This is a genomic window from Mesorhizobium monacense, assembly GCF_056781675.1.
Genome location: NZ_CM165567.1, coordinates 4,302,865 through 4,328,907, shown reverse-complemented (window position 1 = coordinate 4,328,907; position 26,043 = coordinate 4,302,865). Strand labels below are relative to the sequence as shown.

Below are 26,043 nucleotides of genomic sequence, written 5' to 3'. Positions count from 1 at the left end.
CAAATATAGACATATCGCGGTGTATGCATCGCCTTGCGTTAAAGAATTTTCGGATGTACGTTAGCTTTCTATCATAAATCTTGCGGTCATATTTCGGGGGGGCAAAATGAACATTTTGTCGAGGCCAGCATTTTTTGAATCATCCCAGAAGAGATTCATATTAGCCAGCAAAGAAGGGACGCCAGTCCCTGGCGTATTTGGTCGTTGGTTGGCGAGTTCGCTCCTGAGGCGCTCACCGGGGCGAGCCCGACGGCCCACCAAGACATCAGATCTGCCGAACCTGGCGCTTGAGGCACTTGAGGCGCGTTATCTGTTGTCGGCCGACGTCCTGCCTTTCGCAGTCGACATGAACGACCTGGCCGGGGCCGACTATTCGCTGCGCTATGACAATCTGATCCAGGCGATCCAAATCTATGACAACAAGTCGGATACGCTGATCGACCAGCGCAACGTGCAGCAGGTCGACTATATCGTGGTGCGCGGCACCGCTGCCGACGACAAGCTTACCATCGACTTCGGCGAAAACTTCCTGGCGGCGCTCGACGTGCGCTTCGACGGTGGTGCCGGCAACGACACGCTGGCTATGACCGGCGGCAGCTTCGACGCCGTGCGGCTCGCGACCGACAGCGGCCAGTCGGGGAGCATTACCGCGCAGGCTGGAGCGTTGACCCATAGCATTGGCCTGGAGAGCGTCGGCGCGGTCGAGGATGATACAGCGGCCAGCCAGCGCATTTATGCCGACAGTTCCGGGCAGACACGGGTAATCCGCATCGGAAGTTCAGATGGTTCCAATGACGATCTGGCGGTGCTTGACGCTGGAACATTTAACAATCTGATCGCCTACAGGTTTGCAGTTCCGGCGGTCTCGTTGACCGTTGACGCGGGCGCGGGCGACGACAGCTTTGTGCTGCGCGAGATTGACCCCGCTCTGGCTGGCAGGGTCGTGCTGAGTGGCGGCGCCGGCAGCGACGCCGTGGTCGGGCCACCGCAGGACACCGACTGGCATCTTACTGGCGACGGTTCGGGTCATGTTGCTGGGGTGTCCTTCGTTACGGTCGAGAACCTGATCGGTTCCGCTGGCAACGAGGACACCTTTTTTGTTGGTGCGGCCGGAAGGTTGAGCGGCGTCATGGCTGGCGGCGATGCCGGCTTCGACAGCATGGTTCTCGACGGTGGCACCTTCGTCTCGGTGAAGTACGTAGCTACCGGGCAGACGTCGGGCACAATCACGCGTGACGGTGTCGTGCTCCGCTATGACGGGCTCGAACCGATCATCGACAATAGTGTCGTTGCGGACCGGGTCATCACAACCAGCAATGCCGACGATGAAGCGACTCTGACTGATAATGGCGCGACGCTGACGCTGTCGTCGGATTCCCTCATTCCGACATTCGAGTCGATCACTTTCAACAAACCCAGCACCAGCCTGACCATCAATCTCGGCGATGATCTGGGCATTCCGATTTTTTCAAAGGATACCTTGACCATCAATGCGGTGAACCTCGGTTCGACCGCGCTCTTCGTCAACGGCCAGGACGGCAAGGACGAGGTGACGATCTCCGGGACGCTGACTGCCGGCGCAGTTACCGTCAATGCCGAGAAGATCAGCGTTTCCAGCACCATGAATGCCAGTTCGGTGACCCTGACAGCAGCGGCGTCGGACGATGGAAAAATCACGGGTGGCGCGTATTTCGCGACCCCGGAGGCGATCATCGACCTGACCGGCGCCACAGTCATCGTGACGGGGGCAGCCCAATTCACTGCAACCGCGACCGCCAATGTCGAAGCTGAGACTGCCGAGGTTGGGCCGCTCGCGGGTGTCATCGCGACGATCTTGCCCGAAGCACGGGTCAAGTTCAGCAGCACCGATGTGACCGCAGCCAGCCTGTCGGCGTCGAGCACCGTAACCGTCACGCTGACTGCTAAGGACGAGTCCGATGCCGGTTCCGACAACGATGAAAAGAAGGATGCAGCGGTTTCCGTCACCGTTCTGGTCAGCGACGCGATCACTGAAGTGCTCGCCGGCAGCGTGCTCAGTGTCTCGGGCGCGGTGTCGCTGACTGCGACCAGCAATTTGACGATGACCACCGAGGCCGATGGCGGCAGCGGCGGGAAGGGCGCCAGCGTTGCGGTTTCGGAAGTCAACGCGACGACCCGCGCCAATGTCTCCGGCGGCTCGACGATTGGCGCAAATGCAGGCAATACGCCGAATTCGATCGCGCTCGGCGCAACACTGACGAGCAACATTACGACGATTGCCAAGTCGACGGCAGGCGGATCGGACCAAAGTGCAGGCGGTGACAACGAATCCGAGGAGCGTCTGGAGGACGCCAATAAGGACGGCAATACGTCCGACAAGGCGACAACCAGCGGCGGCGATATCACCTTTGCCGGCGCGGTGACGGTGTCTGATTATCGGCCGACGACCGAAGCCTTCGTTCAGGCCTCGACCCTCACATCCGCTGGCGCGATCACGCTGACCGCGCAATCGACGGACCACGTGACGGCGACGGCAGACGGCACCAACACGAACTCTTCCGCCGAGGGTGCAACCGGCATCGGCGTTGCAGTGGCGCTGAGCATCGCCGACGTTACGACGCGCAGCTATCTCGGCGGCACCTCGTCGCTGTCGGCGAATGCGGTGTCATTGAGCGCCACGATTGCGGCCGGCGACAGCTTCATCGCCCAGGCAACCTCTGGCGCCGGCGAAGGCTCCAAGACGCAGGTCGCCGGTTCGCTAGCCATCAATATCGTCACCACCGAGGCTTCCGCCGACGTTGCGGCAAGCGCCTCGATCAATCTGAATGGCGCGGATCTGTCGCTCACCGCCAACTCCACCACCAACGTCGAGACCGATGCGGTTCCTGACGACGCGAGCGGCGCCGCCGGCGAACTCGGCATCGGTGGTTCGGTCGCCCTGACCATCGTCGACAATTCCACCTCGGCGTCGATCCGCAATAACGCGACCATCGTTGCCGGCGACGCTATCACCATGACTGCGACCGGCAACCATACCGCTTCGACCACGGCGGAAGCGGGTGCGGAAGGCGGCGATGTCGGTATCGGCGGTGCGGTGGCGATTGACGTCATCGACAACAACACGGAGTTGTCCATCGGCTCCGGCAGCGAGCTCGACATAACCGGCAATTTGTCGGCCAGCGCCAGCAATCACGGCGTGAGCACGACGCTGGCCGATGGGGATGCCATCGGCTCGACGGCGATCGGCGCGGCGATTGCGCTTGCCTTCGTAGACAACCGTGCGTTCTCGACATCGAACCGCAATCTTCGTTCGAACGGATCGATCAATCTGTCGGCCGCCAATGACGGTTCCAGCAAAGCGGAGTCGATTGCGAGCGCCGCTGGCGCCGAGGAAAACGAAGATGGCAACAGCAAGGCCGACGATCAACGGGACAAGGAAGTCGATCTGGCGAACAGCAAGTCGAATGATGGCGACGGCGTCAGCAAATCGGCCAACAGTTCAGGTGGAGGTGGCGGCGGCGATGTCAGCGTAGCAGCAGCGCTTGCTCTCAACGTCTCATCGTCATTGGCGGTGGCGTCGATCAATGACGGGCGCACGGTTATTGCCGGTGAGGGCGCTGGCGTCGGTGAACTCAATTTGCAGTCGTCCAACAACATGGACGCGACGGCGGAAGCCGATGGCACCGCAAAGACGAGCGACAGCGGCACAGCTGTCGGTGTCGCTGTGGCGATCAATATCGCGACGATGCGCAACGAGGCGTCGATCGGGGCGGGCAGCATCATTACGGCCGACGGGGTGAAGGCCGAAGCGAAGATGAAGAACGTCGGCGGTGACGTGACGCATCGTTTTGGCGCCGAGTCGACCTCCGGTGCCAGCGGCGGCGACATCGGCGTGGCCGGCTCGTTCGCGCTGAGCTTCGCCGATACCGACACGCTTGGCGTGATTGGTCTCGACCATGCCGATCAGCCGGCAGGTGGCGCCGCAACGGTTACGTTGACCGGCGGCAATGTTCTGCTCACGGCGATCAATACGACCGTAACCACAACGACGGCGACCTCCTCCGGGGCCGGAAGCGGCTCGGGCAGCGTCGGCGTCGGCGCATCGATCGCGCTCGGCATCGGCTTGAACAGCACTTTTGCTGGCGTCGAGAACGGTGAGACGGTTAGCGGGACGACCGGCAATTTCACGGTTACCGCGACATCCAATGACACGCTGACGACGACGGCCAAGGCCGGCGCGCAGGGCGCTACCGGCATCGGCGGCGCGATCGCTGTCGCCTATGTCGACAACGATACGGATGCGCACATCGGCACCGGCGGCGGCGCAACGATCACGCTGACGGGCAATTTGGCCGCGCAAGCGTCACACACCGGTACGGTTCACACGCTTGCCGATGGCGAAGCTGCCGGCAGCAGCGTTGGTGTTGGCGCGTCGATTGCGCTGAACATCGGCGAAGTCACCAACGACGCTTTCCTCGGCCGTGATTTCCAGAATGTCGGCACGGTGACGATTACCGCGACCTCCACACTCGACACCAAGGCAGAGTCCAAGGCGAGCTCGAAGGGCCAATCCACGAAGAAGTCTGATGGCACAACGGATAGTGCCAGCTCCGATCAGGAGACGACCAACCAGACCGAGATGGCCAAGAACCAGAGCGGCGGCACCAAGACGCCGACGCAGAGCGGCGGCAGCAGCCTTGGCCAGGCCGATGGCAACAGCAATACGCAGACCGGCAAGGGTACGCAGGGCGGCAACGGCTCCGGTGGCACCAATGTGGCTGCCACGATCGCCGTCAACTTCCTCGATGCGGACAACCAGGCGCAGATCGCCAGCAATGTGACGATCTCTGGCACTGGCGCGATGAAGGTTGAGGCGATCAGCACGACCGACGCGCGGGCTTTGGCCACAGCAACTTCCACGAACACCAGTTCCAATACCGGCGTTGCCGCGGCGGTCGGCCTCAACATCGTGCTCCTGGACAACAATGCGATGATCGGTGCAGGCGCCGATCTGACCGCCGGATCGATCGAGGTCCGCGCCGCGACCGGCAATGGGCAGAAGAACACGTTCCAGGCGCGCGCCCTCTCCGGCGCGGTGTCCAAGAACACTGCGATCGGCGGCTCGGTTGGCGTCAACTATCTCGATGTCAACACGCTGGCATCGGTCGGCGACAATGTCGATCTCGACGCCAACACCGGCAACATCGAGATCGGCGCCGTCAGTCTCAATGAAATGCAGAACCTGGCCGGCGGTGCGGCTTTGAGCACCGGCAGCGGCGGTGGCGGCGTGGGCATCGCGGTCACCGTCAACATCGTCAACGATCTCAACACCAAGGCGCAGACCGGCATCAATCTCGACGCCGAAGCGCAGGGCGCGATCAACATCACCTCGCATGCCGAACTGCTGCCGATCTCGGAAAACCTGCCGGTCATCGGCTCGCTGGCCGTCACTAGCTTCGCCGCCGGCATCGCCGGCGCGTCCGGCGGCTTTGCCGTCGGCGGTTCGTCCAGCGTCAACGTGATCTTCATGGAGACGCACGCCTCGGTGAACGACAACTCCGACCTCGAGGCCGGAACCGGCATCAAGATCGAGGCGACGGACCTGCTGACCGTGGTCAGCGGGGCGGGCGGCATCGGCCTGACGCTGAACGGCAATGCCGGCGTCGGCATCGGCCTCGACGTGCAGGTGATCACGCGCAACACCAGTGCCTGGACGGGCGATGGCGCGGATCTGGATACGTCCGCCGGCAACATCGTCATCAACGCCGACTCCTTCGACGACATCACATCGATCGCGGCGACGTTCGGCGGCAGCGCCGGCGGCTCGGCCGGCGTCGCGGCGTCGGTCGGCGTGCTTTATCTCGACACATCCACGCAGGCCTTCGTCGAGGCCGGCAGCGCATTGAACAAATCGCATCTGGGCGCCGGCGGAGATGTCTCCGTGACGGCGACCGGCGATGCGGACGTGTTCCTGCTGGCCGGCGCGGCGGCGTTCGGTCAAAGCGCCGGCATCGGCGTTTCCGGAACGGTGTTTGTCCATCTCGACGACGTGAAGGCGGAGCTCTATGGCCACGCCGATGTGGTCACCGGTGGCGCAAACGGCCTCTCCGTATCGGCGATTTCCACCGATGAGGTGCTGATCATCGCAGCCGCCGGCGCGGCTTCCGCGCAGGCGGCGGTCGCCGGTTCGGTCGCCGTGACGGTTCTGACGGAGACAACGACGGCTCGCATCGGCGCAAACAGCAAGGTTTCCGGCCAGACGCTCGCCAACGATCCCGGCGTCTCGGTCTTTGCAAGCGACGAATCCGATATCCTGACAGTCGCGGGCTCGCTCGCGGTTTCCGCCGGCAATGCCGGCGTTGGCGCCGGCGTCAATGTGTCGACGCTGACAAAGACAACGACTGCATCGATCGAGGCGGGCGCCGACATCGACGTCGACGGCAATGTGACGGTCGAAGCAACCGGCAACGAGGACATCGGTTCGTTCTCTGTGGCCGCGGGCGCGTCGAGCGGCGCGGGCGTCACGCTGACGGCCGACGTCTTCGTGCTGAACCTGAAGACCCGCGCCTTCATCGGATCGGACCCGCTGGCGCCGATCGGCGACCTGACAGATGTGCGGGCACGCGGCAGCGTGCTCGTCCAGGCACTCGACGAGACCGAGATGGACCTGATCGTTGGCGGCGTGGCGATTGGCGGCAGCGCCGGCGTCGGCGTCGCGGCCGGCGTTGCGGTTGTCGACAAGGTGACGGATGCCTTCATCGGCGCGGGCGCACACGTCACCGGCGAGGGCCACGGCACGGTCGCGGCGAGAACCGGCCGCTACGAAGTCGCCTATGCGGGCAGCCAGGCGATGTCGAGCTTCGAGTCGCAGGGCGGCAACCAGCCGACCGCGAGCAGCCTGGAGGCCGGTACGCCGTCAGGCCTCACCCAGTTCAAGGACCTCGACCAGGAGGGTGGTGACGACGTTCAGCAGGATCCGGGGCTGACCCAGAACCGGGTCGCGACCGCGGCGGTCGACACCGGCTTCCGTGGCGTAGCTGTCTCGGCCTCGGCGAAGGATGATGTCGAGACTTTTGCAATCTCCGTCGGCGGTGGCGGTTCGGTCGGCGTGGCTGTTGGTGCGGCGGTCAACGTCGTCGATACCAAAACCAAAGCGTTCATCGGAGCCGATGCGCAGATCAACCAGGACATGGCCGGCCCCGGAAATGCAGGGCAGTCCGTCCTGGTTGCTGCGGCGAGCGACTTCAACCATGTCGGTGTCGGGGCCGGTGCGGCCTTCGGCGGTTCGGGCGCGGGCGCGCCCGGCGTCGACGTGTCGGTGATCAAGGTCGACGCTTTCGCGACGATCAATGACGGCGCGGATGTGAAGGCGAACAACGACGTTGCGGTGATCGCCACGTCCAAGGAAAAGGTCATCGTCGTCTCGGCCGGCCTTGCCTTCAGCGGCACGGTCAGCCTGGCGGGCGGCGTTTCGGTGCTGTCGTTCGACACCGAGACCTATGCCCGCGTCGGCGCCAACGCGACGATTGTCGCCGGCGGCGACGTCGCCGTCATGGCCAAGGACGATTCCGAGGTGGTGGTTGTCGCGGGTGCGGTCGCCATCGGACTGTCTGGCGGCGGCGCCGCCGGATCGGTCGCGGTCGTCACAGTCGATAAGCTCACCGAAGCGACGATCGGCGACAATGCCAGCATCGACGCGTCCGGCAACGGCGCCGGCATCGGCGGCGTGCTTACCGGCACGATCGTCGGCGGTGGCGATCCGAGCGGCTTCGGCACGGCCGAGGCGCATGGCGTCATTGTGCAGGCTGAATCGTCGGAAGAGGTCACCAACGTCACGGTCGCCGGTGCGGGCGGCCTTTATGTCGGTCTGGCTGGCTCCGTCACCGTGACGCTGCTCAATTCGGACACCAAGGCGCTGATCGGGGTCGGCGCCGACATCAATCAGGTCGCTGCAAATTACGTCGCTCATCCAGGCACGGTGTCGGGCGCGCAGGGCGTCTATGTCAACGCGGCGAACGAGGTCCGGGTCACGTCCTTTGCGGGCGCTCTCGGCGCCGGTTTCATCGGTCTGGCCGGCGGCATCGACTTCGGCAGCATCAAGAACGACTCGGTTGCCGCGATCAACGCCAACGCCATGGTGCGGGCGCGCGGCGACGTCTCGGTCAACGCGGTTGCAATCAAGGTTCTGCGTGGGTTCGCCTTCAGCGGCGGCATCGGCGTCGGCGGGCTCGGCGCGTCCGTGTCAGTCTGGTCGATCGGCGAGGCGTTCAGCGACTCCTACCAGGACAACCAGGGTGGCAGCGGCAACGCGACGAAGGACGACGGAAGCCCCAAGACCGCCAATGACGAGGCCGGCGAACAGGCCGACGACGGCGTCGAAGGCGTCACCGGGGAATTGAGCCGCTTCGGCAGCGGCGCCAACAACAATTCGGCTGACACACGGGTCAAGGCCGGTGTTGAAGGCGCCCGCGACAAGGTCGGCGCCAACGCGCTGACCTCCGGCGCCCTGACCAACAAGCTGACCGCCGCCGTCACCGACGAGCGCGGCACCACCGCCTCTGTCGAAGGCGGTGCGACGGTCGAGGCTGGTCACGACATCGTCGTGAACGCGCGTGAACAGATGGAAGTCGACATGCTGGTCGGCAGCCTGGGCGCCGGTCTTGTTGGCCTGGGCGCCTCGATTTCCGTCGTCAATGTGTCGGGGCAGGTGAGAGCGAAGGCCGGCGGAAGCCTCAAGGCTGGCAACGCCATCCGCGTTGAAAGCCATTTCGGCCAGGATGTCGATGTCACGACCGTCGCCTTGCAGGCCGGCTTCGTCGGCCTCGGTGCATCGGTCGCGGTGGTCAACGATACCAGCCGCATACAGGCCGGCTTGCTCGACAACACAGTGGTCAACGACGCGGCCAGCCTCACGGTCTCGGCGACCAGCAACCAGACGTTTGACGTGCTGACGACCGGCATACAAGCCGGCGCGGTGGCCGTTGGCGCGTCCTACAGCGACGTCACCATCGGCGATGACGACGACAACACCAAGGAAGTCCTGGCCACGATCGGCGCGGGCAGTCAGATCGGGCAGACCGATGCCGTCGGAGCCATCACGGTCCATGCGGATTCGACAATCAACGCGGATTCCGACACTTTCGCGCTGGCTGCGGGCCTCGGCGCGCTGACCTTCAATTTCGCTTTCGTCGATGTTCAGCCGAACGTAGAGGCATCGGTCGGCGGCGGCGCCAATATCAACGCGACCGGCCTCCTCACGGTCGAGGCGTGGACGCTGCACGATGCGACCGGCGACATATTCGCGCTTTCGGTCGGCGCGCTGGCGGCCGGCACCAGCCTGACGACAGTCAATGTCGTCCCGACGGTGGCCGCATTGATCGGGGGCAATTCGACGATCAACGCCGGCGGCATCGTCATGCTGTCGTCGCACAATTACGATGGCGAGACGGCGACCGACCGCGGGGCGAAGGCCTATGCGGAAGCCTCCGGCGGCGGCTTGTTCAGCGGCCAGGGCTCGGTGCCGACCGCGAGGTCCAATGCGGTTGCCAACACCACGATCGGCGCCGGCGGCGCATTCACCATCGTCGGTGACATCGACATCAAGTCGCGCATTCGCAATTATGCCGTCGCCAATTCCGAAGCGAATTCGTTCGGCGCGGCGGCGGTCGGTGCTTCCGTGGCTGAAGCCGAGGCCAATGGCCAGAGCAACGCCGCGATGAACGCCAACATCGTCTCGGTCACCGACATCAAGGTCGAAGCCCTCGCTGTCAATGGCGCGCTCGCCGTGGCTGAAGCGGCCGGCGGCGGCGTTCTCGGCGCACTGACGATCAACAGCGCAGTCGCAAAAGCCAGCCCATCATCGGTCAGTGCCTCGATCGGCAACAACACCTCGATCCAGTCGGCGCGCAATGTGCGGCTGAAGGCACAGGCGCAAACCGAGGGCGATGCCAAGGTTGTCGGCGTTTCGATAGGCGGCATTTTCGGGGCCGGCGCTTCGGATGCGACAACCCATGTCAGCCCGACGGTTGCGAGCTCGATCGGCGCGGGCGTGGTGATCAATGCGACCGGCGATATCCTGGTCGAAGCCTCCGCGTCGCCGATCCCCGGCACGCAACCGACCTACGAGATCGTCGATGTCGACGGCACCGCCAACACAATCACCGTGAACGGGCATGGATTGGTGACCGGCGATACGGTCGAATATGATGCCGGAAGCGGCGGCGCCATCATTCCGGGCCTCAACTGGCCGGATCCGGACGATTCGGCTGTGAACCGTCAGTACAGTGTGATCAATGTCGTCAATGCAGGCGTAACAGATCCGAACACGCTCTATTTCGGCTCCGTCTTCAACGCCGCCGACATCGATCCAGACACCGAGATCATCGAGTTCGCGGGTGGCCATAATTTCCTGAGCGGCGATGCCGTCCGCTACTATCCGGGACCGGACGAAACAGTCGACAGCTTTGGGCTGACCGAGGGCAACCTCTACTATGTGCTGGTCATCGACGGGTCGCACATCAAGCTGGTGAGCACCTTCGACAAGGCGGTCAACCCACAGAACTACCTCAAGAATTTCCAGCCGGACGATGTCGCGGGCAGCAGCATCACCATCTCCGGGCATGGCTTCGTCAACGGGACCGCGGTGACCTACGAGGCGCCGGACGCGCGCACCTTCGTCAGTCGCCAGGTGGATGTCAATTCGAACAGCCTCAATCCCGACGGCTCGCCAATCGCCGATGGCAACGCCGACAACATCCGCTTCTTCGACGATGACGGAAACGCGCTGGCGCACGGCTTCGGCGAGGGCGAGCACGTTGTCTATGACGTCAAGAATGCGAGCGGAGGAACCGGTCTGGCGATCGGCGGCCTGGTCGACGGCCAGACCTATCGTGTGCATGTCGTCAACTCCTCGACGATCCAGCTCAAGCGCAACGACGCGATTACCGAGGAGGTGCAGTTCGTTCGCAATGCCGCTGGCGACCGTATCATCCGCACTGACGGCCTCAACTGGGCCGACAACGGCTTTGCCGCCGGCACGCTGTTCATCGGCGGCGGTGGCGCTAATTCCGGCACGTTCACGATCACCAGCGTTTCCGGCAGTACGCTGTTCCTTCTTCAGGCGAACACCGTCACCGCAGGCACGCAGACCAAGACCTTCGATCAGCCGATCATCGCGCTGGCCCCGAACAAGGGCCTCAGCGCCGATCCGGCGCTCAATGTCGGCGCCAGTGATACGCATTCGCTCGTCAATGCCAAGAATCTGCCGATCGGTGGGCTCGAAGACGGCAAGACCTATTATGTGCGCGGCGTCAGCGGCGCTGGCGACAACAGCTTCGAACTTTGGGATGCGCCGAGCGGCGGCAGCCAGATCATCCTGGCACCGACGGGCCTGGCCGGGCCCTACGGCAATCACAGCCTTGCGGCACTCGCGATCGACATCTCCGACGATGTCGACAGCGAGCAGCAGTTACGCATCGACATCGGCGACGGCGCGACGTCGGCGGCGCCGGGCCAGTTCCTGTTCGGTCCGGGCGAGGTTCCGCTCAGCGAAATCGCACCGCAATCGGGCGACGGGGTATCCTCCGCGTACGCCAAGGGGTCCGGCGGCGGCTTCGTCGGCGTGCAGATCAACGACGCTGACATCATCAGCAATCCGAGCGTCTCGGCGACGATTTCCGCGACCCAGATCACGACCGTGGGCGACGTCACTGTCAGCACATCGGCGACGACCAATACCTCCTCCTACGCGGTCAATGGCACCGGCGGCTTCGTCGCCATCGGCGACGCCGACGCACGCAGCTATCAGGACATCACGAGCGCGGCGACGATCAGTGATGGCACGCGCATTGTAGCGGGCAAGAACTTCACGCTTGCCTCGGCAAGCAATGCCATTACCAGTGCCTCTTCGCAGTCGAGCGCCGGCGGTGCGGTCGGCCTGGCCGACCCGGTCACCGACGTGCGCATCGAATACAATACGGTTTCGACAATCGGCTCCAACGCCATCGTTCTGGCCGGTCAGTTGGCCAAGGCGACGGCGAATGCATCTGTCGATGTGACGGCGAAATCGACCGCCTCCGGCATCGGCTTCGGCGGTGACGGCGACGCCATCACGCATGTCAATATTGGCTCCCCGGACGCCGATCCCGACGCCGACCAGGCCGACGCGATCGTCTCGCTGGCGGCCAACGCCGTGCTCAGCGCGCGGCGCACCTCGCTTGCGGCGCGGGTCGACAAGTTCCATGTCTTCTCCGGCAGCGACGGGCGCGGCGCCGGATTCTATGGCGAAGGCGAGGCGGAAAGCACGATCACGGCACGGCCGGATGCCCAGGTACGAATCAACGCAGGCGCCGACCTGACGGGCTGGGAAGGCGTTGACCTCATCACCCGCTACGACAACGTCGACACGCATGCGAAATCCTATGCCCGGTCGACGGGCCTGTTCGGCTTCGTCGATTCCGACGCGCACAACGACACCGACGTCTCGTCCGAGATTTTCGGTGCGGCAGGCGCATTGGTGACAGCCGGTCCGCGCGACAATAGCGATGCCGTGCTCGGACATCCGGATTATCCGCAGGAGCCTGGAAGCTCGGCCGAGCACCTGGCCTTGTTTGCCTCGACCGTGAACGGCTCGATCTCGCAGACAGATCACGCCGATGACAGCAAGCGCTCGCTCGCCGCCGGCGGATCGAGCGGCAGCAGTCCGGACGACAGGCCGCAATCGATCAATTTCAATTCCGACGTGCTGATCCTTTCCGGCCGCTCACCCGAACTGGTCATCAAGCAACTGGTCATCGGCGCCGACGGCGAGATCGATGTCGCGGTCGAAGTGTCGGTCAACGACACCGCAGGCGGCGGCAGTGCGACCGAAGGCGAAGGCAGCACGATCCAAAGCAACGACATTGTCGTCAACGACATCGTCAATCCGGGTCCCGGCGACGTGGTGTTCGACTCGAACTCGATGACCGGCGCAGGCGGCACCTGGACGTTCCGCGATACGTTGCAGCGCGTGTCGATCCGCAACGAGTCCGACAAGGACATCATTATCAACAACATCGATGTCGTCACCGACGAGCAGCCGCTGGCATGGCTCAATCCGTCGCAGAGTGTGACACTGACCTTTAACGTGGTGCGCGAAGTCGCGCCGACGCTGATCGAGATCACCGACACCGGTGGCCGCTCCGATATCTACATCAATGGCACGATCGAGAACCCGATCGGCACGACGTCGATCGTCAACACGGACGGATCGGTGTTCGCCACCAACGATCGCGGCGTCACGGGCAGTGATGGCCGCCAGTCGATGATTCGGACGCACATCCTGAACATTCGCGCCGACGAAAACATCGGCGCGACCGGCGCGCGAGTGAACATCGACATCGTCGACAGCGCCGGCCTGCCGCTCGGTATAGGCTTCGACACCGGCCGTGTCGCTGGCTTGACAAACCAGGTATTCCTCGGAGTCGAGAACCGTTTCTATACCGGTCAGTTGGTGCGCTACGATGCAGTGACTACGACCATCGGCGGGCTCACCGACGGCGGCTACTACTACATCATCGCTTCGCCCGATGGGCAGAGCGTCAAGTTGGCGACCACGTTGGCAAACGCTCTGGCCGGCACGGCCATCGATCTGGCGCCGGCGGGCGCGCTGACCGATCTGCACAGCCTGATTTCGGCTGAAACCTTCACCGCCGACGCGCTCGGCAACATCAACCTCGACCTCAAGGCGCTGCTGCGCGAGGCGCCTGCCGGCGGCTTCTACGTCGTCGAGATCGACCGGATCAAGGCCGGCAATACGGCGGACGTACTGCTGCAAGCCAGCATTGAACAGTTCGGCGACGGTCAGTCCGGCGGCCTGCTGGTCAAGGCGCCAGCATTGCCTGCAGGCGGGCAGACCTACTACAATTTCTTCCGGCCGGATGCGGGCGCTATCCCGTCGCTGAGCCGTGGCGTCTTCGCCACCGGCAACACGGAAGTCGCGTCGACCTATGATTTCCGGGGCCTCGACCCAGCAACCGGCCTGCGCACGCTGCCCGGGCTGCAGGCAGGCTCGGTCGTTACCGGCGGCGACATCATCGTCGCGGCAGCCAATCCCGCGCCGACGGCGACCACCGTCAACGTACTTGGCATCACCGAGATCGCCGGCGATGGCGACATCGACGTGTTGACCAATGGGTACATCGCGCTGACGGAAAAGACCGGTGACATGCGCGTCGAGCGCATTCGCTCCAACGCCTCCGATGTGCTGCTGTATTCACCGCGGCGCATCCTTGATGCGCGCGATGACAACGGCGACCCGACCTTGGTCGAGGCCGATGTCTCCGGCCGCAACATCACCATGGCCGCTGGCGTGGGCCTGTTTAATCCGACCCATTTCCAGGTGGCCGCTCAGGTGCTCAACCCGACATTGCTTGACATCAATTCGCCCTTGGGCGGCATTGGTGAACCGAGCAATTTCCTCGAGATCAACGTTGACAACCGCAATGGCGTCGGCGGGCTTGGTGTGCTGCGCGCCTTCGACATCAGCGCGGATTCGACGTTCGGCATCTTCCTCGACGAAGTCGTCGGCGACATGCATGTTCATACCGTCCACACGATCCGTGATGTGTCGCTAAGGACCGTTGCAGGCTCGATCCTGGATTCACGCAACAACGGCGCCGGCGACGACTTGGCCGACGTGATGGGGCAGACCATCGACCTCGACGCCAACGGCAACGGCTCCATCGGCGCCTTTACCAACGACCTCGAGATCGATTCATCACGCGGTTCGAGCGATGATGACGTCGCACTTGAAGCCGGCAACAACATCTACCTGGCCGAAGCGCCGGAGGTTCCCGGCGGCACCGCCGGCAATCTGCGACTGGTGCTGGCGCACGCCTATGATGGCGATATCCGCATCACGGTGCGCGAGACCTCGGTTCAGGGCGAGAACCTCGACCTGCTGCATAGCGGCAGCGCCCGCTTCGGCGAAGACGGCGCGACCTTCCCGACCTTCCAGCCCGATGCGTTGCGTGCGATCACACATGGCCAGATCTTCGCCGAAAAGGGTTCCGTGCTGCTGCGCGTCGGTGACAACGTGACGCTCGACTCCAACAGCGAAACGCTGGCGGCCGAGAGCATCGACATCTATGGCGACGTGTCGGCGACCGACGAAGTCATCCATGCGCTCGTCAATCTGGATGTCGCCTTCGGCACTGTGATGGTGCTGCGTGGCCGCATCATCGCCAACGCAACCGTGGCGCCAGGTAACAAGACGACCGGCGCGCCGGTCGGCTCAGCAACGCCGACATTGACAGCGGACCAGGTCAGCGGACCGACCGTGCTGACCCGAATCTTCGGCAACACGGATGTCGACACTATCCACTTCGGCGACACGTCGGGTGCCGGCGGCACCAACACTCAGGGCAGCGCCGGCTACATCTTCCTCGGCTCGAAGACGCGCGCCTATGGCAGCCAGGACCTCGATGTGAACAACGTCGATGGCGAAGACCGCTTCCGCGTCTACTACCTCCAGGATACCGCGACGCAAACCTCTCCGAACATGCAGACGGGGGCCGAGCACACGCTCACGCTCGACGGCGTGTCGGGCACCGATGTCTATGAAATCTACACCCTCGGCTCCAACAATCCGGGGCAGGGCACTGCAGGCACCGACTTCCAGCGCAATTACGTCATCAACATCCTGGACAGCGGGCGCTCCATCGACGGTGTCGATGAACTGACGATCTTCGGGTACGATTCGTCGCAGAATGGTCTGGTCGGCGGCAACAAGCCGATCGACGACATATTCCTGCTGCGCGGCGCCAACTATCTGCCGCACGAATCCGCCGACCGTCCGGCCTACGTCGCCATGGTCTACGGACAGCCGAAGACCTATGCCGACACGATCGAGGACAATGAGCCCTCGAACGAAGTCGCGCGCATCAACTACGACACCGCGCTGAATGGCCGGATCACCATCGAGGGGCAGGGCGGCAACGACAATTTCTACTCCGACGACACCTCGGCGATCGTTTCGCTGCAAGGCGGGGCCGGCGACGACTCCTTCAACATCGGCCAGATATTCGGCACCAAGCGCACCGGCGATCCGGAAAACGGCGTCACGCCGTTCTTCGGCGGCGCCCTGCTAGACCAGGACGTGTTCCCCGACATGGTGGCCACGACCCGCGGCTGGCTGAGCCCCGGCATCAGTGCGCCGATGGTCGCGCAGGGTGGCACCGGCAACGACGAATTCCGGGTCTATGCCAACCAGGCCGAATTGCGGCTCGAGGGCGACGACAACAACGACCTGTTCATCGTCCGCGCGTTCGCCATTGCGGCGGTCGCCAACCAGGACTGGAACGGTGACGGTACGATCGATCAGGACGACCTGCCGGCGGTTACGCTCGACACCAATGGCGATGGCGTCATCAATTTCGCTGACGCTGACTCGACGCCGGACGACTACACCGACGACGTCATCGTGCTGGACGACTTTGGCGTCGCCAAGCCGATCATCGGACTCGGCTTCTCGGTCGCGCGCGCCCCGGACATCCGCGCCGGCGGCGGCGAGGACGAAGTGCAATACAACGTCAACGCGCCGGTCTCGGTCGACGGCGGCACCGGCTTTGACAAGCTGGTCATCCTCGGGACGGAATTCGCTGACGATTTCGCCATCACCGACAAGGGCATCTTCGGTGCCGGCCTCAATGTTCGCTACACCACGATCGAAGTGGTCGAGGTTGACGGACTTGAAGGCGACGACGAATTCTTCGTTCAATCGACGGCTTTCGGCGTAGCCTATCGCGTTGTCGGCGGTCTGGGTTCCGACACGATCAATGTCGCGGGCGATGTCACGGAAGACATCATCACGCGCGAACTCGAAGGTGCCTCCGGCGCCGTTGACCACCTCGTCACCTCGGGCGATCCACTCTACGATGGCGTCTTGGTCGACGGCTTCGACTATCACGTGGCGGGCCCCGAAGAGGGCATCATCCGCATCGACGAAACGGACGGCTTCACCGCTGTTCGGGAAGGCGGACCGCGCAATGTCGACAGTTACACCGTCAGGCTAGCGGTCGCGCCGCTGGCCGGCCAGATCGTCTATGTGACGATCTCGGCGGCACGTTCGCCACAGCAGGAAGAAGACGGCACCCTGATCAATCCGGCACCGCTGCCGAATGGCATCGGCGACACGATCTGGCTTTCGACGCTGGATCCCGGCGCCGTTGGAACCGACGGCGAATTCCAGCATGTCATTACGATCAACGGCGTTCCGACGATCATCAACGACCGCTCGATCGTGCTGGCCTTCGACAGCACCAACTGGAGCACGGCGCAGAACGTGTACGTCTACGCGCCCGACGATACGCGCGCCGAGGGCGATCGGGTGGTCGTCGTTCAGCACAGCGTCATCTCCGATACCAGCGGTGTCGCACCGGCACTGCTGGCAGCGGCCTATCCGGACGGCGATCCGTTCGACGCGGCGGACGTGCGCAACGTCGAAGTCGACCTGCGTGACAACGACACGCCTGGAATCTATGTCACCGAAGTGGCGCCCGGCACGAACACCGAAGATGGCCGCTCGCTGGTCATCGAAGGCAATGCCACGACCAGGCTGAATGACGAACTTCTGGTGCAACTCGCCAAGGCGCCCGAAGCGGGCGACACGATCGTCGTCAAGCTGTTCGTCAACGAATTCAGCGACGAGAACATCATGATCTACGACGTCGACGATCCGAGTGATCTCGACGGTCGCATGTTCAAGGGTGCCGACGGTTACTGGCGCATCACTTTCGACAGCGGGAACTGGGACGATGCGGTGCGCGTCGGCATCGAAGCGCGCGACGACATCCCGCGCGAGGACCCGCACACGGCGGCGATCTTCTTCCAGCTCGACCAGGCGCTGACAGTCGACGCCGACCACGACTACGTGTTCCCGAACCTGCGCTCAGGTCCAGGCTATGTCGACATCGACGTGATCGACAATGACAGCGCCGGTGCGGTTGTGCTGGAGAGTGAAGGGAATACGCTGCTCAACGGCGATGGATCGGACACCGACGACTATACGATCCGCTTGACCAAAGCGCCGTCGACCAGCGTGCGCGTCGCCGTACTTACCGACGGTCTGGCGGATGTCATCAGTGTCAATGGCATCGCGGTCACGCCCGGCTCCGGGTACGACATCATTGGCGGCCTCAGACCAACGCAGATATTCGACGGCAATCTTGTCTTCTCCAACGAAGGTGGCTTGGGCAAGGTCATCCGTGGCACTGGTGCCGATCTCGGCAGCTTCGTCGATGAAGGCTTCTTCGTCGGCCAACAGATACGCATCGGCAATGCCGGCGCCGACAGCGGCGACTATTTCATTACCTCGATCGATGCGGACGGAAAGTTCTTCAAGGTCGACAAGCTGTTCGCCGCAACAGGCGCGCAGGCCGACGTCATCCTGTCCGATCTGGCGCGGGACGGCGAGTACACCGGCGACATCCGCTTCGAGCAGGTCATGGAAGAAGGTGTTCCGACCTACCGGATCACCATCGACGGACTTGGCGACGAGGACGATGGCTGGCTGGCATTTGGTTTCCTCGAGGGGCAGTGGATCCGGCTGTTCGACTCGGCCGACAATCTGATCGGCGACTTCAAGATCGCGATCATCCGCGGCGACAACGATACCAAGGACACCACGATCCAGATCACCGGCACCAATGTCGCGCAGATTCTGCCGCATCTCGGCGACACGCTGAACGACGTGCGCGTGGTTCGGACCGCGGCCGTGGCTGTGTTCACGCCGGCCAACTACTACCAGCAGCAGACGGTCGAGCTGCGCGCCGACACCGAATACGAAGTGCCGATCACCCGCGAAGGCGTCAAGGTCTTCCCGGTTTCCGGCCACTATCTGTCCAAGCTGCGCGGACCGCTGGCTGTCGAGGGCGGCGTCACCGGCGCCGACCGTTCGCTCGAGAACGGCCTCAAGCTGCCCGGCGAAGCCGACGACTTCCTGATCGCGATCGGCCAGCAGCCGCCGGAATCGCAGCAGATCGACGTGCTGAACATCTTCAACGACACCAGCAAGGAAGATGTCGACGGTGTGTTGACTGAGACGACGCTCACCGGTTTCAACATGGCTGACGATCTAAGCCTGGGGCTTGGCGTGACCGGCGATCCGACCTTCGGTGAATCCGGCTTCTTCCCAGGCGGCATCAGCTTCGGCCGCATCAGCGTCGACTCGAACGGCGATTTCGGCACCGACGACACCAAGAGCACCATTGAGGTGGTCAATCTGATGCTCGGTGAAGGCAACGACAAGCTCGTCATCGAGGGCACGCTCAATCCTGCGCCGCCGGTGCAGGTGACGAACACGTTCGACGTAACGCCATCTGGCGTCAATGGCGGCACCATCGTACGCGCCGGGTTCGACTGGAAAGCGATGGGCTTCCTCGTCGGCCAAACGGTGAAGATCGATAACCTTCCGGGCATCTGGACGATCGTCGCCATCAATGATGCGCTGATCAATCCGGCCAATCCGGCTGAAGGCGCGGATCCGAATGACAACTCGATCCTGGTTCTGGGCGGACCGACGCTCGCCGGTGTGGCAGATGGGTCGTACACGATCACCGCTTTCGACAAGGATGTGATCACGCCGAACACGTCGGTAGATGTGGCCAGCACGACGGCGGGCGGTATCATTACGCGCACCGACGGCGGCAACTGGGCCGGCTTTGCGGTCGGAGACTTCATCTCGATCGACGAGGACTTTGCCAAGGGCGAGTATCAGATCGTGGCGATCGTCGGCGCGGTCATGCACGTCATCGGCGGACAACTCGCGCCGGTCTCGGAAGCGCCGCGCACTATCAATCGCATCAACCCGGTGACCAATGCCGTGCTGCAGACCGTGGTGGCCGAAGTCGATGTCGACCCGACTTATACCGGCGGCATCGTCACGCGCCAGGACGGCGTCAAATGGGCCGATGAAGGCTATCTCGCCGGACATCTGGTGACGATGGTCGATGCCAACGGCAAGCGTGACTTCCGCATCATCGAGATCTCGGAAGACGGCTTCTCGCTGACGCTCGAAGGCGCGTCGCTCGCGACGCAAAACGACGCGGTGAAGAGCTTCTACGTACAAGGCCAGCATGGCGGGCTGACGCTCGTTCATGGCGGCGGCAACATGCATATGGAAAGCGCCGGTCCGATGAACATCGCCGCCGGAACCGGTGGACAGGTCATCGTCACCCGTCAGGACGGCCGCGACTGGTCGGAGGACCGCTATCAGGTTGGCCAGGTGATCCAGCTTGCGGGCGAAACCTATACGCGCACCATTCTGGCGATCGCCGACGCAACGCTGCCGGCGCCGGGCAACTCCGCGCTGACATGGGGTGACGGCAGTGTGCTGGTGCTCAGCGCACCGAACACACGCGCCGGCCAGCCAGCCGGCACAGTGCTCGCGCCCGACGCGTTCAACAGCTATGCCGAGCGTTCACTACACGTCGCAGAGCCGCGCATCATCACCGGGACGGCGACCGTCGACATCGCCACCAACAGCCTGACACGCAGCGGCGGCAACTGGCTGGCGGATGGCTTCCATGTGGGCCAGAAGGTGCAACTGAGCGGATTTGCCGGCACGTTCACCATCCAGGCGCTCGATGCGACCGTGATGACGCTGCAGAGCGTTGCGCTGACGCCGAAAGCCGGTGTTGCGATGACCGTTTCCGGTATCGACGTGACGCTGGACGGCGGCGCGCGCATCGGCGGCGACCATATTGTCGTCACCGGCGGCGCCGGGCCGAACTCGCCACTGGTCATCTATGGCGACACCAGCCAGGACGGCATCTGGTATTCCGGCCAGGCGCACAATGTTTTGGGTATGGAATTCGGCGAGAAGCCGTTCGATCCGTTCCCGGAACTGCAGGACGGCGAGAATGAGGATGACGAGTGGGTGTTCCCGCTCGCCAATCGCTACAAGTTCGCCGGCAACGACATCATCGACGCCAGCGCCTTGTTCGCCGGCACGCCGTCGGCAAACCTGCCGAGCGTCGGCCTGACGATCTATGGCGGCGCGGGCAACGACACGATCTACGGCAGCCAGGCTGGCGATCATCTTGCTGGCGGTTCCGGCGACGACCTGATCATCGGCAACCGCGGCGCCGATCACATCTATGGCGATAGCGGCGTCAACGTGAACATCTTCACGCGCCAGCTGTTCATTGATACGGTCGACAACAGTCCGTTGCCTTCGGCCAATCCGGATGCCGACACCAACGGCACGACGATCAAGCCGGTCAAGTCGTCGGTTCGTGACCTGATGAATGCGGGCGACGACGTGATCTTCGGCGACGGCGCTTCGCATCTCGGCTATGGGCCGAGTTCGGTCGCGGCTACCGGCGTGCTGGGCGACTTCGACGACATCATCTTCGCCGATCACGGTGTGATCGAAATGTTCGTCGACGATCCGAACTTGCCGTCAGTTTTGAAGCAGCGCATCCAGACGACCGAGCTGGTGTTGGTCACCGGCATCAAATCGGCCGAATTGCAGAATGGCGGCGACGACGTGGTGTTCGGCGGCCTCGACCGCGACGTCATCGTCGGCGGCGCCGGGCATGATCTGCTCGATGGTGACCAGCAGGACGATCGCGTCTTTGGCGACAACGTCTACATGTCGCGCCAGGGCGGCGCTGACGGCAATCTATTGGATGATACGTTCAGCCTGCGCTTCCAGACGCTGGCCGGAACGTTGATGTACAGCCGTACCGACCGACCGATGCCGGCCGACCTCGGCACGGTCAATGCCGACAACAGCGGCCTGCTGCTGGTCGACAGTATCGCTCGGCGGTATCGCGATCCGGACGGCGCTCCGTGGTGGAGCGAGTATTCGGTCGATTACGCGGCGCTGCACACCTTCGCCTTCGACGAGGGCACGGTCGGCGTCGGCAGCTTCGGCAACGACTACATCGCTGGCAGCGAAGGCCATGACGAACTGTTCGGTCAGCTCGGCCATGACGTGGTGCAGGGCGACGGCGGCATCGAGCTTGCCTTTGCCGGCACCTCGCATGTCGGCGCATCGCGCACATCCGGCGGCGTCACCGATCCGATCGGTCCGCTCACGGTGGTCGCCTCCTTCACGGCGGCGACTGACGGCCAGGACTACATCGAAGGCGGTGGCGGCGACGACCAGGTATTCGGCGGCCTCGGCCAGGATGATCTGATCGGCGGTTCCTCGTCCTTCTTCAGCCTCACTGATCCGAATGCGCGGCCTGACGGAGACGACTACATTTTCGGCGGCGCCGGCATCGAGATCGACCGCAATGACGACAATTTGCCGAATGACGGCACGCTGGCCAATTCGCGCTTTGCTCGCGATGCCGACTCCATGATCGGCGACAACGGCAACATCGTGCGGATCGTCGGTGTCAATCACACCGACATCAATCCGAACGGCACGGCCGGGCAACAGCTCTATGTCCAGTTCAACTACGACGTGAACGACCCGGCGCGCGCCGGCGGCGAACGCCTCGTCGTGCGCGGCATCCATCTGCTCGACTACACGCCGGGCGGCCCGGACTTCAGTCCGGACCTGTTCTCCAGAACCAACCCGAACGATCCTGCCTATCGCAGCGAGTTCGGCATTTGGGCCAAGCAGGACATCGGTGGCCATGACGAGTTCCATGGCGAGACCGGCGATGACACCGCCTATGGCGGCGGCGGCCATGACCGGATGTTCGGCGATGCCGAGAACGACGATTTGATCGGCGGCTGGGGCAATGACTGGATCTCCGGTGGTACCGGCGAGGACGGCATCCTGGGCGACGACGGCCGCATCTTCACCAGCCGCAACAGCGCGACCTACGGCGAAAGCCTGTTCGGCGTGCTGCCACTGCTGGCGACCGATCCGGATACGCGCACCAGCCAGGGCGATGTGCTCAACGAGTTCATCTACACGCCCGGACAGGTGCAGACCGAGACGATCAATGTCGGCGGCAAGATGAAGAAGGCGGTCGACCTGACACCTTACAATCTGACGCCGAATGCGCAGGGCGGTGACGATCCGCTGTTCGACGCCAATGTCGTCGACGATATCATTTTCGGCGGCCTGGGTGACGACTTCATCCATAGCGGTTCCGGCGACGATGCGGTCGGCGGCGGCGAAGCTCTGCCAGATTCCTACACGCAGCGCTTCGATGCAGCGGGCAATGTCGTGGGCATCGTGCGCACCGACTTCTCGCGGCCGTGGAATCCTGGCGACGTACTGAAGTTTGGTCCCGACAGCGATCCGTGGAACGCACCGAAGCCGGTGCAGAGCCGGCTCGGCGAATTCTTCCTGTATGACGAGTACGATCCGCGCCGGACAATCATGTTCAACGCCGATGGTTCGGTATGGAAGACCGGCGCGCCGCCTATCACGCGCCAGTATTTCCTCAACCTCGTCGATAATGAAGGGCCGCTGGTCAACGGTGCGATCGCTTTTGCGCCGAACGGCACGCCGACGGCGTTTGCGCAGCGCAACACCGACGGCAACGATGCGGTCTTTGGTGACCTGGGCAATGACTGGATCGTTGGCGGTACCGGCCGCGACCACATCTATGGCGGCTGGGGCAACGACCTCATGAACGCCGACGATGTACTCTCGACCAACAACTGGCTGAATGACCAGCCAGAGACGCATCCAATGTATGAGGACCGCGTTTTCGGCGGGGCCGGGCTCGACATCCTGATCGGCAACACCGGTGGCGACCGCCTGATCGATTGGGTCGGGGAGTTCAACAGCTACCTGGTGCCGTTCGCACCGTTCGGTATCGCGACGGTAAGCCGCCAGGTGCCGCCGCAACTGTTCGACTTCCTCTATGCACAGGCATTCAGCGACGGCGTCGACATCACCCGCACCGCTGACACTGGCAGCATCAACGGGGACGACAACTACAGCAACGTCCATATGTTCATGGGCGGCGTGGAAGGTGAGATTGGCCTGATCACCCAGAAGGATCATGGCTTCTGGCAGGATCAGACCGGCGGTCCGACGGATCCCCAGGCGGGCAACATCCCGGGCGGCAAGCGAGACGTGTTGCGCACGGCTGACTTCAACGATGGCAACGCCAAGGTCGTGGCGGTTGACGAGGGCAATTTCGCCGTCACCAGCGGCAAGCTCACTGTTCAGTCGGCAAGCACCTGGGACCAGGCAGCCGCGGTTCTCTATCTCGACGCCTATACGCCGATCTATTACGAGATCGCGGCGACCTTGACGACCGATAAGCCGACGGGCGGCTGGAAAGCCAACTCCTACATCATCTTCGACTATCATTCGCCGACAGATTTCAAATATGCCGGCATCAATATCTCGAACGACCAGATCGAGATGGGCTACCGCGACGCCAGCGGCTGGCATCAGTTGGTCAAGTCCAACAAGCCGGTGCAGCTCAAAGCGAACCAGGCTTACGATGTTCTGCTCGCAGTCAACGGCACGACCGTGACTTTGACCGTGGCCGGCGTGAATTGGTTCAGTTACACCTTCGCGCCGCGCATCATCGATGGCCAGCCGGTGGCGCTGAACAAGGGCCTCGTCGGTGTCGGCAACAGCGGCTCGAAGGGTACGGTGGACAACGTCCGTGTCCAGGTCTTGCCGCCACAGATCACGCTCGACTACGCAGCCGAGTTCGACGCGCCGCCGACCTATCCGATGTCGAAGACCGCAGCTCAAGGCTGGACGCTCTCGGGCGGTAGGCTGAACGCAGCGGCCGGCGCCGGCACCAACCTGCTGGATGTCGGCCCGGCGATCGGGGCGGACGCCTATCTGGAACTGACGGCGAAGTTGAAGACCGCCGGGACCGGTGGCATCGTCTTCGATTACTACGGCGCCAACGACTACAAGTTCGTCACGCTGGATGTGGCCGCCCAGAAGGTTTTGATTGGACACGTGACGTCGAGAGGCGGCACGGCGATTGATCAGAGCTTCGTGCGCACGCTCAGTTCAACGACGGACTATGAAGTCCAGTTGACCATACGAGGCGCTGCCCTCTCGATCACCATCAACGGTGCATTCGTCGGCAGTTATGGCTTCAATGCAGCCATTGCCGATGGCGAGTTCGGCCTGGTGACAGGCAATGCAGGGGCGTCCTTCGACCGGCTGCAGATCCGCACCAACGCCTCGGCGTTCAGCACCAGCTCCAATCAGCTGGCACTCGCTTCGCTTGGCCAGACGGGAGACACGGCAACGGCGGTCGGCATCGATCAGACCAGGGCGATGCTGGCGCAGGCGATAGCGATCTGGTCGGCCAGCGGCCAACTCGACGCGGCACAGCTTGCAAAGCTGTCGAGCCTGGACGTGCAGATCGCCGATCTGCCTGGCTCGGCGCTGGCACAGTCGGTATTCGGCGCGGTGCTGGTCGATCGCAACGCGGCCGGGTATGGCTGGTTCGTTGACCTGTCACCTCTCGACAGCAGCGAGTTCCAGCTCGATGCCTCTGGCCATCTGACGGCGTTGCCGGGCGGCGCGGCCGATGGACGGATGGACCTGCTGTCGGTGCTGATCCACGAAATCGGCCATCAGGCGGGCTTCGATCACGATGAGGACGAAGCGGGCGTGATGTCGGCTGAGTTGGCCGTCGGCGAGCGCCGGCTGCCGGAGGCCGGATCTATTGGTCAGGTGGCTGAAACGCAGCTCTTCCATGATGGCCTGGGCGTCTTTGTCGGCGCGCAGGAGCATGGATTGCTTCGGAGCGCTGGGATTGCCCTGGCTGAAGCGGTCGGGGACGTCACGACGATATCGACCGCAAGAGCTTCCGGCGATGCGGCGGCGGTGGCGAATTCCGACTCAGAGACTGATGCCAGCGCGAAAACTGGCGATATCGTGCTGACAGGGGCTACTTCCGGCTTGCAGCCAAGTGGCCAGCTCAACTGGGTGTTTGACGAAGCCAGCGGAACCTTTGTTGCCGCGCAGGGTCGGCAGCAGGACGGTGCACAGGATGCAGCGCCTGATGCGGACCAGGACGACGGCGTCGCAGCTTCGGACGACCTCAATGGTCTCGCTGAATGGAGCAACCGCAAGGGTCTGCTGTCGCGCCTGTCCAGTCTGTTCGGAGTACGATGAGACAATGA

1 protein-coding gene is annotated in these 26,043 nt (G+C 63.4%); it reads left to right on the top strand.

Annotated elements, in window-relative coordinates; translation table 11 throughout:
* Positions 1–106: 106 nt before the first annotated feature.
* The gene (locus AC1RUK_RS20885; protein WP_481840093.1) at positions 107–26,035 is read left to right on the top strand and encodes an LEPR-XLL domain-containing protein; all 25,929 of its coding nucleotides are present in this window, start codon (positions 107–109) and stop codon (positions 26,033–26,035) included.
* Positions 26,036–26,043 lie beyond the last annotated feature (8 nt).